General features: G+C 52.4%; 18 protein-coding genes. 10 read left to right on the top strand and 8 right to left on the bottom strand.

From position 1 onward, the window contains the following. Window positions 1-197: 197 nt before the first annotated feature. From NRG23_RS19365 to NRG23_RS19340, 6 genes are all read left to right on the top strand, one after another. Window positions 198-755: a hypothetical protein gene (locus NRG23_RS19365; protein ID WP_038574463.1), complete on the top strand. Its 558-nt coding sequence runs from the start codon at window positions 198-200 to the stop codon at window positions 753-755. A 311-nt stretch (window positions 756-1066) separates the two neighbouring features. Further along, window positions 1067-1342 carry a hypothetical protein gene (locus NRG23_RS19360; RefSeq protein WP_038574461.1) on the top strand — a complete coding sequence of 92 codons (276 nt, stop codon included), beginning with the start codon at window positions 1067-1069 and terminating at the stop codon, window positions 1340-1342. Continuing rightward, a complete protein-coding gene (locus NRG23_RS19355) occupies window positions 1335-1685 on the top strand; it encodes a helix-turn-helix domain-containing protein (RefSeq protein ID WP_038574459.1) in 351 nt (116 codons plus the stop codon). The genes NRG23_RS19360 and NRG23_RS19355 overlap by 8 nt, the downstream gene beginning before the upstream one ends. A gap of 9 nt (window positions 1686-1694) precedes the next feature. Then, window positions 1695-2711 (top strand): ImmA/IrrE family metallo-endopeptidase, encoded by a 1017-nt coding sequence (locus tag NRG23_RS19350; protein WP_038574457.1) that lies wholly within the window; start codon window positions 1695-1697, stop codon window positions 2709-2711. Between the two features lie 104 nt (window positions 2712-2815). Beyond that, complete coding sequence (locus NRG23_RS19345; RefSeq protein WP_253277847.1) at window positions 2816-3325, top strand: C1 family peptidase; 510 nt, start codon at window positions 2816-2818, stop codon at window positions 3323-3325. After that, window positions 3322-4161, top strand: a complete 840-nt coding sequence (locus tag NRG23_RS19340) for a hypothetical protein (RefSeq protein WP_038574455.1) — start codon at window positions 3322-3324, stop codon at window positions 4159-4161. The genes NRG23_RS19345 and NRG23_RS19340 overlap by 4 nt, the downstream gene beginning before the upstream one ends. Here the strand turns inward: NRG23_RS19340 and NRG23_RS19335 are convergent. Genes NRG23_RS19335 through NRG23_RS19325 form a run of 3 tightly spaced genes read right to left on the bottom strand, consistent with a single transcriptional unit; the run spans window position 4133 to window position 6338 of the window. Next, window positions 4133-4807 (bottom strand): uracil-DNA glycosylase, encoded by a 675-nt coding sequence (locus tag NRG23_RS19335; protein ID WP_038574454.1) that lies wholly within the window; start codon window positions 4805-4807, stop codon window positions 4133-4135. The genes NRG23_RS19340 and NRG23_RS19335 overlap by 29 nt on opposite strands. Then, window positions 4808-6034, bottom strand: coding sequence for a nucleoside triphosphate pyrophosphohydrolase family protein (locus NRG23_RS19330; protein ID WP_038574452.1), 1227 nt, complete (start codon window positions 6032-6034; stop codon window positions 4808-4810). It lies immediately after the preceding gene. Continuing rightward, on the bottom strand, window positions 5946-6338 hold the full coding sequence (locus NRG23_RS19325; RefSeq protein WP_080748231.1) for a DUF4031 domain-containing protein: 393 nt from the start codon (window positions 6336-6338) through the stop codon (window positions 5946-5948). Before NRG23_RS19325 ends, NRG23_RS19330 begins: the two co-directional genes overlap by 89 nt. A gap of 41 nt (window positions 6339-6379) precedes the next feature. Between NRG23_RS19325 and NRG23_RS19320 the strand changes: the two genes are divergently transcribed. Beyond that, window positions 6380-6718 (top strand): helix-turn-helix transcriptional regulator, encoded by a 339-nt coding sequence (locus NRG23_RS19320; RefSeq protein ID WP_257371718.1) that lies wholly within the window; start codon window positions 6380-6382, stop codon window positions 6716-6718. Between the two features lie 433 nt (window positions 6719-7151). Here the strand turns inward: NRG23_RS19320 and NRG23_RS19315 are convergent, their stop codons facing one another. From NRG23_RS19315 to NRG23_RS19300, 4 genes are all read right to left on the bottom strand, one after another. Continuing rightward, window positions 7152-7457, bottom strand: a complete 306-nt coding sequence (locus NRG23_RS19315; protein WP_038574450.1) for a hypothetical protein — start codon at window positions 7455-7457, stop codon at window positions 7152-7154. A gap of 77 nt (window positions 7458-7534) precedes the next feature. After that, entirely contained in the window at window positions 7535-8005 is a 471-nt protein-coding gene (locus NRG23_RS19310; protein WP_052107351.1) for an antitoxin Xre/MbcA/ParS toxin-binding domain-containing protein, read from the bottom strand. 119 nt (window positions 8006-8124) lie between these two features. Then, entirely contained in the window at window positions 8125-8886 is a 762-nt protein-coding gene (locus tag NRG23_RS19305; RefSeq protein WP_038574447.1) for an NAD-dependent deacylase, read from the bottom strand. 28 nt (window positions 8887-8914) lie between these two features. Beyond that, complete coding sequence (locus NRG23_RS19300; protein WP_257371712.1) at window positions 8915-10477, bottom strand: TnsD family transposase; 1563 nt, start codon at window positions 10475-10477, stop codon at window positions 8915-8917. 717 nt (window positions 10478-11194) lie between these two features. Here NRG23_RS19300 and NRG23_RS19295 point away from each other — a divergent pair. The 3 genes from NRG23_RS19295 to NRG23_RS19285 are packed head-to-tail and all read left to right on the top strand — an operon-like array spanning window position 11195 to window position 15461. Next, the gene (locus NRG23_RS19295; protein ID WP_038574440.1) at window positions 11195-12157 is read left to right on the top strand and encodes a hypothetical protein; all 963 of its coding nucleotides are present in this window, start codon (window positions 11195-11197) and stop codon (window positions 12155-12157) included. Next, window positions 12154-14151, top strand: coding sequence for a transposase (locus tag NRG23_RS19290; RefSeq protein ID WP_155290701.1), 1998 nt, complete (start codon window positions 12154-12156; stop codon window positions 14149-14151). Before NRG23_RS19295 ends, NRG23_RS19290 begins: the two co-directional genes overlap by 4 nt. Next, window positions 14148-15461 (top strand): ATP-binding protein, encoded by a 1314-nt coding sequence (locus NRG23_RS19285; RefSeq protein WP_038574438.1) that lies wholly within the window; start codon window positions 14148-14150, stop codon window positions 15459-15461. Before NRG23_RS19290 ends, NRG23_RS19285 begins: the two co-directional genes overlap by 4 nt. On the opposite strand, the gene NRG23_RS19280 is transcribed toward NRG23_RS19285, so the two are convergent. Next, complete coding sequence (locus NRG23_RS19280; RefSeq protein ID WP_155290700.1) at window positions 15458-16357, bottom strand: hypothetical protein; 900 nt, start codon at window positions 16355-16357, stop codon at window positions 15458-15460. The two genes, NRG23_RS19285 and NRG23_RS19280, sit on opposite strands and share 4 nt — an antisense overlap. Window positions 16358-16435 lie beyond the last annotated feature (78 nt).

The following is a 16435-nucleotide window of genomic DNA, read 5'->3' as shown; positions in this document are numbered from 1 at the left end:
TGCCGCCTTTGCCTTCAGTCGCGAGGAAGCAAGGACTGCGAGTGATCTCCATGGCCTGACCAAGGATGAGCGCGAAGCTATCTTAAGCCTTGGGCTTCGTAGCCAAGACCGTACGGGTATGCCATCGATGACTACTATCTTGACCAGTTCCACCAAGCAGGCGAAGACTCCCACACCCCAGAATCTCGGAGCTGATTATGGATGAGCATCGCGAAACACCTGTTCGACTGGATTACTTCCGTTTGGTTAAGCGCCTGAATGAGCATCTGACCAACCTCGGCGACGAGCGAATCGATGAGGAGATTCAAGAAGCTTGGGCAGGTTACTTCCAGGAAATGGCCATCACGCAGGATGAAATTGACATCATCGGACCTTGGTACGGCAGGCACTACACGGTCAGCCTCTCGATCCCGACTTTGTGCCGTTATGTAGAGCATCTTCGAGCGCACTCTTTTTTGCCGGATCAACGGCTTGTAGATCAGGTTGAAAGTGATGCAACCGCAATCCTTGAGGCGTGTGCATCAATGGGGCTGGATGGCCACAGGCTCTCTGACGCACTCTTCCAGGCTGCCGCGTTGGTTCACCACGCTGCCTACCGTGCAAATTATCCAAACATCGATTCAGCTTGTATCCGGCAGGAAATCGAGAGCCGCGCACGGCTCGCGGATTACTTCTCACGTGACATTTTGAATGAAGCTCAAAATGGAGTCGGGGCCGCAGCCAAGCTAGGCAAGGCTCTTTTTCCACGACACTGAAATCCGATCCCGGCACAGCGGTTGTGTGCCAGAACAAGGGGTTCCATGAGTACGCCCCGTGATCCAAGCAAAGCCCTACTAGTGATTGATGGTCCCGACCAAGGCGAGTGGGGCGCTCATCAGTCCGTTGTCAGGAATCGCGTTGGGGTCCTTTCCCCACGCGCTAGCCGACTGATTCCGACTAGCCCGTGATCCTCACCTTTATCTCAATAAAGCCGGCCTAGTCTAGGACCCGGTACAAGCCTATTGCCATCAGCCACACCATGTGGTTGTATTTATGTACAGCCATTGTTCGATTTTCAGACACTATAATGACCTTACTTCAAAGCAAAATTGAAGATCTGTTAGGTGCGTTCTGGGATGAACGAGAGATCGTCATTGCCAGCGATCCCACGTCTATCGATGACATGGGAGCACCGATGGACTCATTAACCGCTTGTGAAGCGATGATCGATATCGACGTGCTCGTAGGCAAGAAAATCCCTGTAGAAGTGGTCATTCGCAATGGGGGCTATGAGTCGCGCGATCAATTCATTCAGCAAGTCACTGAGGGGGTACTCACGTACCTAACGAAGGAAGATGAGTGAAACTGACAACGATGAAGAACGTCTCCAAATTGCGGAGCGGCTGCGATCTGCTCGCGAGTATCTAGGGCTTTCCCAAGCTGAAATTGCTCAGCTCGTTGGACTTACCCGCACAGCCATTACCGGAATCGAGTCCGGCACTCGCAAGGTTGAAGTGACAGAGCTGAAACGCCTGTCGAGCATCTACCATCGGTCCGTGGAGTATTTGCTGACCGGGTGCGAACCCGCGTACTCCGGTCCCGAACAATTCGCTTTCCTGGCCAGGGCAGTCAAAGGCCTGACTCAGAAGGATGTGGATGAAGTCGCTCGGTTTGCTGACTTCTTGAGGGCTTCGAAAGCTAATTAGGGGATAGGGATGCTCTCCGCAACTCAAATCAAATCTGTTGTTACACGCGCCGCTGAAGTCGTCAGAGACTCCGGCGCGAAGCGCCGAATCGACGAGGATGGGTACACACGCGTCGATCCATTTCGGATTGCTCAAGCGGCCGGGGTGGTCGTGATGCTACGACCACTGGAAAAGCTTTGGGGCGCATTTATCAGCGAAGGACAACCAGGAATTCTGGTAAATGCTGAGCGTCCAGCAGGCGTTATCCAAATGACTTGCGCACATGAGCTCGGGCACTTCGTTCTGGATCACGGCACCACAACAGACGAACAGCTGGACTACACCAACACTGCCGCTCAGAAAGAACTGGAAGCTGATTGGTTCGCCTACAGTTTGGTGGCACCGCGCTGGGCTGTCGCGAAGATCATGAAACGAAAAGGTTGGGCGGTGGCCGATCTTGCGCACCCCTTCAACCTCTATCAGCTTTCCCTGAGGCTAGGAATCAGCTACGCCGCAACCGCATGGTCACTTCAGAGACTGAAGCTGTGTGACCGTTCGTTTGTTGAGGAGGTGCTGCGAATTCAACCAGCGGCAATCAAGAAAGCACTGCTCCCCAAACCACTGGTCAATTCGCAGCGAGACGTCTGGCTTCTCGATGAAGCTGATCGAGATCTCGTTCTCGAACCCCGTGTTGATGACCAGATGTTGGTGCGACTAAAAGACCACTCAGGTGCTGGCTACGTCTGGGACACGAAAGAGGCAGCCTCGGAAGGTTTCACCATCGAACCGGTATTACTGCCTCCAGGCAACGCCGCAGATGCCGACGCGCTCATTGCAGGTGGTGAGCACTATTTGGACTACCTGATCTCACCGCCTCAGAGTCTGCCAACTGGTCGTTCAGAGCTTCAGCTCGACGAGCACAAACCATGGGACCGGTCATCGGATCCCCTTAACAGCTTCGAAACCCAGACCCAATTCGAGGATTTGGCAAGCGGACTTTCTTCCGTAGCCAAGCAGGCTTTGCTTCAAGGAACCGGCCAATCGTGATCCAACCGCGCGTAACGATACCGATGAATTCCAGGGACCAGGGAAACAGGGGGTCATGCGTCGCGTTTTCGCTCGCAGGGATCAAGGGTAACCTCTCGAACCACTTGCTCAGTCCCGAATACGCTTATTTAGCTACCGTGCATCAGAGTCCTACATGGACGCCCAACGCTGGATTGGATGTCCGAATCGCTATTGCGGCTACCAAAATGGGATTGCCAGAAGATCATCACTTCCCATACCAGCAGAGCGAACCGGGGCTGCCATTACCGGTACTTCCCACCGGCGTCCCTCTCCACGGCCCTGATCTGGCACTTGCAGCACTCGACCTGAACAAAATCAAGCAATGGCTGGGTCTTGGCAGACCGGTAGGGGTGCTGGTTTCAACAACCCAATCCTTCATACGCCCTATCGATGGTGTGGTGGCCTTCGAAACGAATGTCTTCCCAGGCCGACATGCAGTAGTGATCGTGGGCTACGGTCACGATCAATCGGGGACGGAGCATTATCTGATCTGCAATAGTTGGGGAGTTGCTTGGGGAGTGAATGGACACGCATGGGTGCCGAACTCTTACCTAACCGCCCACGCATCATGTATCTACGGAGCTGATAAATGACGGAAGTATTCCAGAGGTCGCGAGTAGTACAAGCATGGCTGGCTGGCATCCGCTATCTGGAAAGCCAAAAGAAGCATGATGCCACCAATATCATCCTGGAAATTACCTCGCCCCAAGCTGCAACCAGCGAGGACCGTCAGGTAGTCAACGCCGTCAGTCGTGCCCTCCAACAGCGGAAGGCAAAACGGACTGTGATGACGGCTGCAGGGACAATCTTCCCCCAGACAATCTATAAGCGTTATGGGCGTCCAGATTGGTACGCGCACTACAAGTCGATCATGGCGCGCGGCATGGCACCGAACACCTGGGGCACCTATGCATTGCGTATGATCGAGCGCAAGGATGAAAGCGGCGCGACGTTTAATCCGCTCGACAAAATCATCGAAAAACTGATTGCTATTCGTACCAAATATTTGAATAAGTACGTGGCCGCTTATGAGCTAGGCGTTTGCGATCTGGCCGTAGATCTTGCAGACGACTTAAACGGCCTTGGATTTGATCTCCCGACCTATGATCCGAGCATCGATCGGCACAAGTACTACGGTTCCGCCTGCCTCAGCCACGTGACCTTCAAACTGATGCACGGAAAGATTGATCTGACTGCGATCTACAGGTCGCACCACTACGCTGAGAGGGCACTGGGTAACCTTATTGGGCTTGCCCAGTTGCAGCAATATGTCGCAACGGAGGCGGGATACGAGACAGGGACGCTGACGTGCATTTCCACCTACGCCAAGCTCGATGATGGATTGGGTGGCATCCGTGCGGCAAGCAATCTGCTTGAAACGTTCCCGATCGATGAGACGCTTATAAAAGAGACGGCTGCAGTGATCTAGCCCCCAAAAGGTCTTCCGGAATGCTATAGATCTGCTTCATTCCGTTGCGGAAGTCTTTCACGCCACCGTAGCTTGGATGCCGGACCGTTAGGACCTCAACTCCAAAAGCGGTTGCATAGCTTGCGGCATCCTGGCCGATTGCAACAATCCTGCGCACCTTGAGCCATTTGATCAGCGCATTGTTGAGATCGTTAACCAGCGCGAGTTCCTTGGCTTTGAAGCGTCGATTCGTCAGGGGGTTGTCCGTTTCGTGCGGATGGAAGGGAAACACGTTCCAAAGTAGAGGCGGCTTCTCGATCACCTTCAAGACCCCCCAAATCTCGGCGGCCGTACGCTCAGCGATTACAGGCCCTCTAGTGGCTTGTCGTGAAGAACAACCCGGATAAACCTTAGCCATCTCCGCTAAGTGAAACTCATCCGTCAGCGCTAAGCCGGTCCTACGCCCACCTCGGTAACCAAGATCTCGTCCCATCCAAATGGTGTCGACACCGATATCTTCAGCAGCGCTGAGGTATGTGCGCAGGTTCGTACGCCGGTATGAAGCCGCATCTGTCCGATCATGCACTGGGCACGTGTCGGCATATGGGTTGAATACATCTTCCAGGCTCAAACTGGCGAGGGCTTTCACGAAAGAGGTGGGGGTCATTTACACACAGTTCTTATCGGCAAGAGAGTGGAAGGTCAGCTGGTGATTAGTCATGTCGACGACAACAGATCCTGACCGCACGGAACGAAGCTCTCGAAACACCTCGAATCCCTTCAGAATGGCCAGCTCCCACTGCCACAACGGGCATTTGTGAACCTCATACCCTTCCACCATGGAATGGATCTGCTTGAGCAGGCCGTACTCAAGCTCCCCCTCTTTGATTCCTTTGTAGAATTTTCGGCGCTTGGCATGGTTGAAAATCCAGGTGGCAATCCCTTCCTCGATAATCATCGCCCGAGCACCATCCTCATTCTCATCGATGATCGGGTCCGATTTTCGCTTGAGCTTGAGCAAACCACGCAGGACCGGCGACCATCCGAGGTACGCCATATAGGCAAGATGAAAGACATCGTGGAAACGATAGTCGTCGGGCTCGTTGCTATTATCTGTCAAACGGTCACCGATGAAGACACCGTTCAGCTGCTGCACGACAGATGGCCCGTTGCGACCTGGTAGCTCGATGAAGTCCATTTTGAGTGTCCTGGGCAAGCGCTCATAGCGAGGAAACTCAGACTCTGGATCGAAGAAAGAAGTGAACTCACGCTCGTCGCCAGGCCACCGGCTCTTGGTCTTTTCAAGGTTGTATCGCGCGACATCTTCAAGATGTAGATCGAAACTCGCGCAACTGAGTGCCAACTCCGCCAACAGACCACCCAGGTGATCCCTTAGTGTTGGGGTCGGCCCCGCCCGTAATTGAGCGTCAGGCATATTACAGAAAATGCCGGCCGCATGAGCCAGAGCACCGAGTTGGCCCCCTCTAAGCGCTGAACCTTCCTCCTGCCGACGCGAATTGATCAGAGCATCGATGTGCCTGAAGTTCACGGTTGCGATAACTGGAGACGCGCTCTCTTTGAATCGCTGCCTCAAAACCTTCAGGCAGCTTTCTCCAATTTCATCCGGAGTGAACTGCAGAATGGAATTGGCCCTGATCAGATACCACAGTGCATCGCCAAGCTCTTCAGCCGCGACCTCACTTTGAGTTTCTTCAAGCCGGTCTCGCTCGGCCTTCTTCACCGATGAAAGCAGTCCCCCCACCTCGCCGAAAAAGCCGAAGCGTAAAACCTGCAGCGCTTTGGGGTCATTCTTGAAGCGGGAGCTGTTGCTGGCCTTGAGGGCGTATTCCGGCAGCGATAGTGGTCGCTCCTGCTGTCTGGCAATAGGTGCCATCTATTCCTCCTGAATCGAACAGCGACTGCTGTTGCATCCTCTGCGCTTGCAACTGGGCCCGCATCTGCTTGCAGCACCCAATGATTTTCCTGCGATCTGCGTGTAAGGCTCCCAGTTGCATAGCCCGAGCCTTAACCGAGAGCGTGACATCGTAATGTGGATAAAAACTCTTGCTCTGGAACCACTTACGCTGGAGGCCTAATCGAGCCGCAAAGCTGTGGAGCTCGTCAAGCGAATCTGCTACCAGATGGCACCACACACGGCCTTTCCAGCGGATATCTTCAGAATCGACGTAGACCGCCATGGCTAGTTTCTCTGTGCATAATGTGCAAATATTATGCACATATGACCGAAAAACTCAATGCAGCATCCTCCGCCAATCTCGCAAAAATCATCCGAGAAGCGCGTATTTCTCGCGGCTTAACCCTTGAAATTCTTGGGTCTAAATGCGGAGTTCATCATTCTCAGCTTTCCCGCTTTGAGCAGGGAAAAATGGTGCGCGTGAGCAAAAATCTCAAATCAATTTGCACATTTCTGCACGTAGATATTTCCCCGAACAAAAGTGATACCGAACAAATGCAGTCGCTGTTCTCCCGCATCGAAAGACTGATCACGTCCTCTCAAAGCAGCGAACGCGCAATCGAAAGCCTGGTTTCAGCACTGGAAGAGCTCACCTTCGGATAGGTCGATCAGGATACGATAGACATGCTGGCCGCTGAGTCGGATGAATTGACTCTAGTAGCGATGACGATAGCGATATTGAAGCCAACGCATTCGGCGCACGGGTGGCCACGCATTCCTACGACCAGATGAACTCCAACACCGACCCCTTCGTCGAGTTCTAACTGTCGGATACAGGTCGGCCCAGAGATGGCGGTACAAACGGAAGAGCACTGCCACCATCAGTCAAAGCGAGCGTGCCTGCGATAGCTATGGTCGAAGCATCTGTCGTGATTTCAGGTTTCGGGCAAACGCTTGTGTGGCATGAGAGAACGCATCGTGACCCAGGTCATCAATGGGTCCGCTCCCTCTTGATTAGTGCGTTCTGAACAAGAACCTGTAATCGAATTGGACTGCTATTTTCTTCTGCGGAAACGGCCGTTGTGGCCACGCTGCATCAACCTCTGTCCTTGAAGAAATCGTCCTTCGTAATCAAACCGAAATCGTCATCCGGCATTCCGCCATCATCGTCGAAGAGCCCTTGAGTACGCCGCTCTTGCTTAAGGCCGGCAACAGCTTGGAAAAAGCAGCCTTCACACAGGTGTATCTCGTACCGTTCACCGTCATGCTTCGCTCCATAGCCCCAATGTGCCTGCAACGTTGCAAATTGAAGCCCACCGTTGTGTACCTTGGTGGTGAGTCGACAGACATCGCAAACAACGTCTCTGACACCATCAATTTCGACCTTACCGATAACTTTCATCTCCTATCTCCTCACGCCAGCGAGCGTATGAAAGCAGATGAGCCCCGAGTGACCGTATCGCGTGGAGGGGCACGCCGCTACTGGTAAACACCCAAGCGAGCGCGCTCCAGGTAGTCCACCACAACCTTGAAACCCACCGAGGTATTGAGCATCTCGAAAGGAACAATCCCTGACAGATGCTTACATGACCGTCCCAGCCAATTCTCGGCGAGCGTTTGAGAGCCGAAGACCATCACTGCAAGCTCAAGCCCCTGGGCGTATTGGAGCGCTACAGCGCTCTGCTGGGGATTCAATCGGGCTTCGTTCTGGGGATTACTCAGCCGTTGGATGGTCCGAGCGGACTTCCCCATGATTCGCTCCAGGAGCTTGTGAGCTTTGAACAGGCTTGATGAGCGGACCATAGCCTGAACATCACTGAGGGCAAAACCAGCTTGGACAAGGCGCAGGATGTCCACATGACTCAAGCTTCCTGTCTCAGCATGGGTCAACTGGAACGTCGGCGGTTGAGCTGCGACCCCTGTTTGAGGTCTCAAGATTGAAGAACTCATTGGACTGACCTCCCAATGCCCTGGATGCCAGATTAAATCCGTTTCTCTCTCATTGTAATGATCAGCCGCTTCGAAAAGTGAGTTAATCCCACCTCGGCTCGCTGGATCGCTCAAGATCACTACTTCACTCCCAAACATCCGAGCAACTCCGGCAGCACTTGCGCAGCGCTGCCTATCAACATGATCTCCCTATCACCCCCCAGGCTCACATCCTCAAGGTTTACGTGGATCACGGTGGCTTTCGCTCTGATGGCCATCTCAGGCAGGTCCGCTGCCGGCCTCACTACACCAGATGTCCCTACGGAGATAAGCACGTCGCAGGTCCTGACGAGCCGCACAGCCGACAGCCAAGCATCCTCAGGCAAATTCTCCCTAAACCAGACCACTCCCGGTCGGGCTCGACCATTGCAGCGGCTGCACCTGGGCGGCTCAACCAACTCGCCCTCTTTGGAAATGCCCAACTGCTCTGGCTCCAATGCAATCGGACGGTGACATGCAAAACATTTCACGCTCAGCAGGGTGCCATGCAGATGGACAACTGCATCTACTCCGGCCCGCTCATGCAGATCGTCAATATTCTGGGTGATCACCGATACGTCCCAGCCAGCCTTCGCAAACTTGCGGATTGAGTGATGACCTGCGTTAGGTTGGGCCAGAGTGACTTGGCGCCGGCGCCACAGATACCAACCCCATACCAGCGCGGAGTTCTCTCGAAACGCGTCAGCGGTTTCCAGACGCTGCGGGTCATGCTTTGCCCACAATCCAGTGAGTTTGTCTCGGAAGGTCGGTATGCCGCTCTCGGCAGATATACCCGCCCCCGTGAAGAACACGATTCGCCTGGCTACTGCCAGCACATCGGCCGCTTTCTGCATGTGGGTCATGATGCACACCTGGGCGATCAGTACGGCCCTATCGTTTGAACAGCAGCTTCATGTAGGCCCGAGTTCGCGGATATCGATCTCGACGTTCCAGACGCTGTGCAAGGCGTGGGAGCAGGGAGAGAATCTGCGACTGCTTGAGACACAGGTTCTGATCCGATCCGAATCGCCGAATAATCTCAGCTTCCAACTCACGTTGCAGTCCATCGTCCCTGCTCTCCCAATCGACTCGCGGATTAGGGTTTCTAGCAGGTTTGGGCATTTGACTAGCCTGCGCATACAACCACTCTCTGTCGTGACGATGCAGCCAGGTGTAAAGCGATTGGCATTCGCGGCGAAGCTCAGTGAGAGAATGCGATGGAAACCGCAACTGAAGCTCAGCCCATCGTAAGCGATGATCAGCCTGATCGAGAGCCATCCGTCGAGCCTCCCATGACGCTTGAACGCCACGCTCCGCGCGGAGCAGCTTGTTCACCGTGGATATGGTGAGTTGAAACTCCCGGCAAATGTCATCCTTTGCCGTTCCTTCAGCAAGTCGGCTCAGTAAAAGTGCCCTGAGTTCAGGCTTGAGTCGCTTCGGCCGAGGGTGGCCCTTTCTGTTTGCCGGTGATACTGAAACGTCAGGTACTGGGGGTGACGCCGGCAGTGCCGAAAGCGCTTTCCGCTGAGCACAAGCGACATCGTGGCATACCGCAAAGGACGAAACCTCGCCGAATAGCCAGGTAATCATCATCAGGTGTTTGAGTGGATGAATGTGCCGGCGTGGTGACCGCACCATTTGACTGATGAAGCTGGTGGCGGCGGTCTCAGTGGATGGTAACCCACCATATGGACGAAACCTTCGCAAAGGGCTGATATGCGTCAACAGGCTCTGTGCCGCGCTTTCTGTTGGTAGCCACTTGCGGTAGAGCTGGGCGACCACTACTGGATCAAAGTGCTTGGCCAAGCCTAGAGCCCCCAACTCGCGGCACGCCGAGGCCAGTTGAGCGAGGCGCTCCCGTTCCAGGGAGGTGATCACGCCATAATCCGAATCGCGTAATGTGCCAGCCCAAGGCATCGTCCAAGTGAAGCGCCCACACCAACGGCGATTTTGGCTGCATTCGCAAAGCACTTCACTGTGCTCAGGGCATATCACCACGCCTGGGTACTGATGGGACAGATGCCAATACGAGACCCCGTACGAGGCCACGTCCCGAGCCATGCAGGAGCGGCACGCTCTGAGAGGATGATCCGCACCGAATCCCCCACAAACGAGGCCGAGTTGATACTTCAGCGACCCGAGTGATGGGCTTCTGATTTGAGCAAGCGCCCCAGCGACTGAACTATCTGACTGGAAAGGTGAGAAGAACGGAAAAATCGTGTGGTGCTCGATGATGGAGATAGCTCCTCCCCAGCGGCCAGAGGTGTTCAGCTCGAAAGCATCCAGACCATAAGGCAAGTCATGCTTGATGCTCCGCTCCGAGAGACTGAACAGCTGCTTGGTAGTCGCGGCTGGGCGGAGGTGGCCAGACAGGAAATGCAGGCGACTGCAAAGACTGAAGAAGGTCTCTCCCGGTAACCAAGCGGGGTAAGCACATAAACAGTAGGCTTCCATGGGCACTTCTCCATGCGAGTGCGTGCTCGGAGAAACAAAAACGTGCTGTGGATAACTTATTTTAGCTCGACAGAAGTTGTGGATAGTCTGTTTGGAATTATCAGACAACGCAGATATTCAGCAACACCATAGAGATGTGGATAACTTTGAAGTTATCCAACGAAAAAGAATTGAAACCTTTTGCACACATTACCCCGAGAAACTTTTTCTATATCAAGCAGCTATGAAGGGGACCGGAATCTTGTGTGCGCTTTTCAAAAAACTTTTATGGTTGTCAATGCCGCTTTCATAGCGTTACCATGCGCGGTAATCGCTATAGCCTTAACTGCGAATCGATCTAAAAATACATGGATAGCGGCGTATGCTTAGTCTCCAAACTTTGCTAAGCCCTAGAGCAAAAAGTTCGCTGCCGAGTACGATAGCCAAGTTTAGAATATAATGAGGTAAGCAGTATGAAGAATTCTGGTTAGCTTTTCGGGGAGCCAGAATAGACAAAGGCCTGAGTTTTACCCCAAGCCCCTGTGTCAAGATTCGTGCCCTGACACAGCTATTGTCTATCCGCATACGCGGGGCGTCAAGCCCTGCCGCCCCCCTTCGTCCCTAGAAACGTAAATCCGGGTGCCCCAACAGCACTTGGTCGTGTGCGTACGCAACTCGTATGCATGTACTCAGCTTGGCCACCTCTGAAAGAACCAAGTGGCATGGGTATGGACAATAATGATTTCTGAAAAGACGCTGAAGCGGATTAAAGACCGCCAGGGCAATTTCCGATGGGGGGACGAGTACGTTCCCGCAATTTTTGCCGTTCCAGGTGAAGCTCCAAAGACTTCAAGAGTCTGCCGCCTCAACAGCCGCAAGCTCGGCCGCACACTTCACCTGCTGTCCATTCCTGAACGAGTCTTCACACAGTTGGCATTGTTCAACCCAGCTGTCTTTGAAATTCATGAACAGAAAATGCTTCAACCGCTGCCACATGTCCATCCACTGCACGGCCACCCGCTAGCCAGCGGTTTGAGCCTCAGTCCACTGGTAGGCACGCTTGCCGCAGCACAGGAAATAGGGATGAACCATGCCAAGGTGGTGATCGAGTCATCCAATGGCGACCGACAATGGTCCGCCTACCCATACCTCGGAGACTTACTCATCTACATCAGCGAACCTGGTTCAGCACCCTATGCTCTCAACTGGAACATCAAGCTTTCAAAGTACGATTTCATGGAAAAAAGTCGCTCCAAATTGAAATCCTTGGAAGCGCGAAGGAAAGACAGGGAACTTGCTGATTTACGGCTCCGCCTCGAAGAAACATATTATTCGAATGCTGGCATTAGAACAGTTAATCTCTCTCTCGACGATATAGATCCCATTGTCGCAGCCAACCTTGATCAGATGTTTGGCTTACATGATCGCCCTCTAAGCCTCGACACTAAATTGCTAGAAGACTTTAGCGCTGAATTGAAAGAGGATTTCGATACCGGTCGCCCTTTAGCGCCTACTGCGATCGCGTTTGGTAATAAGTGGGGTCATCGAGATCAATTTATTGCACGGATATATCAAGACATTTGGAATCGGGTGCTGCCTGTAGACCTGTTTCAATACATACAAGTTGACCAACCACTTGGACAGGCTCAGTGCGAGGTCATTGACCACTATCGCGGTTTCTTCTCGGAAGCCGCCCTATGATGGCGGGATCTCGGCTCACTGCGCCAGAGGGCTGCGGTGAGCTTGTCAAAGGACATGACTACTACTTTCTCATCAGCGATGGCAACTGTAACCGTGTCCGCATGGTTGAGTTTGACGAAAAAGGGTCCTCCGCCAAGCTGCTTACGATGACCCGCGTGCGCTTCGAAGCGGCACTAGAAGACGGTGAGATCGTGGAGATAGGTAGCCACGATCATCCGCCCTGGCTGACGGCTGCCGCAGGGATCGAAACCAAATGGCGTGAAAGCCGGCGCTTTAGCGCGAAACTGTCGTATGAAGAAATGGTGGATCAGCGCCTCATGAGTATTGCGGAACTGATCCCCAAAAGGGCGGAAATACTGGCCTCAGAGGACCCTGAGGCAATCATCAATGCTCACGCCAGAGCTGCGAAGCCAAGGCAGCATCCTGCACGGACAAGACTGTTGTTCTTCACATATCTGGTGTTCGGGCAGACGAAATGGGCATTGTTGCCCCGCTTTGACCGATGCGGAAAGTCGAGCAGGAGTGAGAACAACCATAAAAAGATGGGTCGTCCTTCAGGCCACGGTCAGAATCATGGTCACCCCGTAACACCTGACATGAAAGTGAAGATTCTGGATGGCTTCTTGAAGCATAAACGGGTGGACAAAACCAGAGACGAGATCTACGGAGCTTCACTGAGAAAGACATTTGGTTGCCGTATTCGTGAGGGTTCAACAGGAAAAGAGTTTTACCATCCCAAAGGTGAGCCGTTTCCAAGCTTTACTCAATTCTGGTATTGGGTCAAAAAACAAACAGAGCCAGCTGCACTTGCAATAGAAATGCAAGGACCAAGCGCTGCCCGTGCAAAATCTGGCGACGTCGGAACTTTTGCGCAGATGATTGGCAACCTAAACCAGCGGCTGGAGTTTGATGGCTATTATCCGAGCGAAAAAATATCAGGAATCATAGAAGGAGCGGCCCTGGATTCATTTTGTGTGGTACGAGTTGCGTGCGGACTATCAGGAGCAGTTGCAGCCGTAGGTTTTGCGAGAGGCAGAGAAAGCATGGAAGCGTACCGGATGGCGTTATTCTGTTTAGCAGTGGGTAAAGTCAAATACTGCGAGCTTTTTGGTATTCCTATAAATCCGGAAGAATGGCCCTGTGAAGGACTTTCTAGCCAGATGATCTTCGACAGAGGCCCCGCAGTACACATGAATGTGTCCGAAGCCAAGGATTGGCTAGGCCGTTTGGAAGTTACACCTACTCACTCTGGTCAATCAAAAGCTACCGTTGAATCCTCACACCCGAGGGACAAGCAGCTGGACGATGAGGCGGTATACGTTCATAGCGGTCTCAATCTCGTTGAGATGGCTCGAAGAGAAATCCGGAGAGCAATAAAGGACAATGAAAACTCCGATGCTAGCGATCGGATGGATGGAGATATGTGGCTGGAAGGTTTCTCACCAACCCCGCTGAACGTTTGGAAATATCACGATGCCTTAGGTCGAAACCATGGCATCAAAATGTCCTTCGACCAAGCTGTTAGGGAATTTTTGACGCCCATGACTGCGGTAATCAAGCAAAAAGGAGTACATTTTTTTGGGCGAAAATATAACTCAAAAGAGTTAACAGCTACTGGAATATTTGATCGCGTGGGACCCGGTAGAGCGATTCAGGTTACAGCATACAGCATGACAATGTGCGTACGTCACATATGGGTCGAGGTTGAAGGCAGGCTCTACGAACTCAGTTTCGTTTACACCGCAAGCACAAGAGCTGGCAGCGGGGATATCTCCCTGGAAGATCTCCAATTCATTAACCAATCGCGGCTCCAAGCTCAAGCAAAACGCCGGGGCGAAAAGGTCGCGATCGATCAGCACCATTATGAAGCATTTGAAAAAGAGACAGGAAAATCGTGGCATGCGGGTGTGAGAAAGCTGGGACGACCTGCAAAGAGTGCTGAAGCGCAGCGAGACTTGGATGATCAAAGAAGACTGATGGGTGATAAATCATGATCGAAATAATGCGAACAAGATTCGACGGTCTGATTGACATTGAGTACATTCGAAGGAAGGTAACGATCCGTCCTGTGCCAGTTGGCGACATTGATCAACTGCCTCCTATGTTAGCTGCGCACTTTTTAGAAATGACGCTACGGCAGATTTTCCTACCAAATCAATTCAGCCTTGAACTGATTGCAGAGTTGGTAGGGAAAGCAGCGGCACACTCGGCGCTACGTTCAACATCGGAACAGGCATTTGTCAAAGGAATGTATTACCCAACTCCAACCGAAACATTCCCGATCTGCCTGACTGGCTTAGCCGGTGTAGGTAAGTCGGCGACCATCGAAGCGCTTCTTCGTGTAATGCCCGGCCCTACTGAGTTCCAGATCGATCATTGCATGGCCCCCCTGACAGCAGAGTCTCACTGGTACGCCAGCGCTAAGGGCAAGTCATCTGGTAAGCAGCTCCTCACCGACTTTCTCGGTATTGAGGCTACGACCCGTGAGAACGCAGCAAGCCTCCAATTTAGGGCACAGCAGCAAGCAAACAAGCGCGGTATCTCACTGGCGGTGCTAGAGGAAATGCAGCATTTGACGCCTGGGAAAGGTGTGGCCCTTACAACCGACTTCCTGCTAACTATGTCCAGCCTCGGCTTGCCTATGGTATATGTATCAAACTTCAGCTTGGGCCATAAGCTGCTTAGGCGTAATCAGGAAGACACGCAGCGCTTGGTAGCACAACCAAGAATCATGTGGCCGGACGCGCCAGAGTCAAAAATCTGGAACGATTTCATAGATGCATGTATCGCAGCGAGTGATGGTCGTATTCGTGCCGATCGCTCAGATTTTTCACATGAAATCTATCGTGGTAGTTATGGACTTAAACGTGCAGCCATCCATCTTATTGTACAAGCATATATTCAAGCTCGCCAGGCCAATCGCACGTGGATTGAACTGGGAGATGTCCATAAAGCTTACATCTCAAGTGCGTATTATGCTTACAGAACCGACGTTGAGGAGTTGGAACGCATCGCAATTAAACAGAAAACCAAGCGAGACGACCTTCTTTGCCCATTCGGATCACCCACTCGGTCGAATGTGGTGCAGTTCGTAAGGAAAGAACGTGACAACCGTGTCGCTCAGGCTGCTTTCAAAGGTGCGCTTACAGCAGAGGAGCGTGAAACGCACAAAAGCTTGAAGCTGGATACAGACATGAAGGCTGCGCCCCCCAAGCGGCCCAAGCGCAAGCCATTAGGGAAACCGACGAATGATGATTTGGGGAGCGGTTTCAGCGAGTTCTTCGATGATAAGAAGGATGATTAATACCTTGAACGATCCGTGTGCCTGACTCGCATAAGATCATCAACGCTCCGGACTAACATCCCTTTACTACGCACGCTATCGATCAAACCTGCGAAGCTACCGTGCACAACTGCTATTGTGTGTATTATGTAGTCGCTGTACATAAAATCAGGACGATAATTCGTGCCTGTATCTGAAATTCTTCTAGAGACATCTAGCTTCCAATAAATAGCGCTCAGATATTCTTTAGAAATCCTCCCAGAATTGCACATTGCTGTGGCCTCATCTGCAAGATGCGCTAGGACACATTCAAAGTCAACGGCGAATTCTGACTCACCGATCTCCGCGAAAATTCTCGCAAATACAATATTTTCTTCGTCATGGTTTTTCTCCGATTCATACTGATGAAGATAGCGCCCTTTACACCCTCTCCATATAAGTTCGTGCCCATATCCTAAGCTGTGACGACTGATATCAACACCACAAACAGGACATTTCCTAAGTAATACGGTGTTGTGCTTCGCACATACTTTTACGTATCTGTGATCTCGTCTCCAGTACGGAAAGCCGAGTGAATCAATGTCCTCTTTAATACAGTCGATGCAAATCCCGGCCTGCTGACTCTCCGTTTCAAATCTCGTAGAGCATCTAGGATACTTGCTTCGGGTATAGCTGTTCTGACCGGCATCCGGGAAAACTGCTACTTGCGAGTAACTTGTGTGATCGTGGAGCAATCGATTGAATCCGTAGGTATCAGACCTTCCAAGTACAGCAGCGATAAATCCGATGGATTCTCCTCGCATGTAGTACCTGGAGATTTTCTTGAACTCAATCGACTCCGGTGAGCGTGAATCGACAAAGAAATGCCTTTCCAGGAAGGAACGTAAGGACTCTTGCGGTTGGATGGTCAGCAGCAAGGTGGCGCACCAAGGGGTGTCAAAGCACGAGAGAGGCGAGGAACGTCACGTCGCTCGGAGCCCTTAAAGGCTCCAAGC

Origin of the sequence: Pseudomonas sp. T8, assembly GCF_024610635.1 — a bacterium.
Classification (GTDB): domain Bacteria; phylum Pseudomonadota; class Gammaproteobacteria; order Pseudomonadales; family Pseudomonadaceae; genus Aquipseudomonas; species Aquipseudomonas chlororaphis_I.
The sequence above is the reverse complement of the archived record's forward strand: the minus strand, read 5'-3'. Positions and strand labels throughout refer to the sequence as shown.

Bases quoted from the DNA above. Each gene is read 5' to 3' on its own strand.
- NRG23_RS19365 (WP_038574463.1), top strand. From the start codon at position 198: ATGGATGAGCATCGCGAAACACCTGTTCGACTGGATTACTTCCGTTTG.
- NRG23_RS19360 (WP_038574461.1), top strand. From the start codon at position 1,067: ATGACCTTACTTCAAAGCAAAATTGAAGATCTGTTAGGTGCGTTCTGG.
- NRG23_RS19355 (WP_038574459.1), top strand. From the start codon at position 1,335: ATGAGTGAAACTGACAACGATGAAGAACGTCTCCAAATTGCGGAGCGG.
- NRG23_RS19350 (WP_038574457.1), top strand. From the start codon at position 1,695: ATGCTCTCCGCAACTCAAATCAAATCTGTTGTTACACGCGCCGCTGAA.
- NRG23_RS19340 (WP_038574455.1), top strand. From the start codon at position 3,322: ATGACGGAAGTATTCCAGAGGTCGCGAGTAGTACAAGCATGGCTGGCT.
- NRG23_RS19335 (WP_038574454.1), bottom strand. From the start codon at position 4,807: ATGACCCCCACCTCTTTCGTGAAAGCCCTCGCCAGTTTGAGCCTGGAA.
- NRG23_RS19330 (WP_038574452.1), bottom strand. From the start codon at position 6,034: ATGGCACCTATTGCCAGACAGCAGGAGCGACCACTATCGCTGCCGGAA.
- NRG23_RS19325 (WP_080748231.1), bottom strand. From the start codon at position 6,338: ATGGCGGTCTACGTCGATTCTGAAGATATCCGCTGGAAAGGCCGTGTG.
- NRG23_RS19320 (WP_257371718.1), top strand. From the start codon at position 6,380: ATGACCGAAAAACTCAATGCAGCATCCTCCGCCAATCTCGCAAAAATC.
- NRG23_RS19315 (WP_038574450.1), bottom strand. From the start codon at position 7,457: ATGAAAGTTATCGGTAAGGTCGAAATTGATGGTGTCAGAGACGTTGTT.
- NRG23_RS19310 (WP_052107351.1), bottom strand. From the start codon at position 8,005: ATGAGTTCTTCAATCTTGAGACCTCAAACAGGGGTCGCAGCTCAACCG.
- NRG23_RS19305 (WP_038574447.1), bottom strand. From the start codon at position 8,886: ATGACCCACATGCAGAAAGCGGCCGATGTGCTGGCAGTAGCCAGGCGA.
- NRG23_RS19300 (WP_257371712.1), bottom strand. From the start codon at position 10,477: ATGGAAGCCTACTGTTTATGTGCTTACCCCGCTTGGTTACCGGGAGAG.
- NRG23_RS19295 (WP_038574440.1), top strand. From the start codon at position 11,195: ATGATTTCTGAAAAGACGCTGAAGCGGATTAAAGACCGCCAGGGCAAT.
- NRG23_RS19290 (WP_155290701.1), top strand. From the start codon at position 12,154: ATGATGGCGGGATCTCGGCTCACTGCGCCAGAGGGCTGCGGTGAGCTT.
- NRG23_RS19285 (WP_038574438.1), top strand. From the start codon at position 14,148: ATGATCGAAATAATGCGAACAAGATTCGACGGTCTGATTGACATTGAG.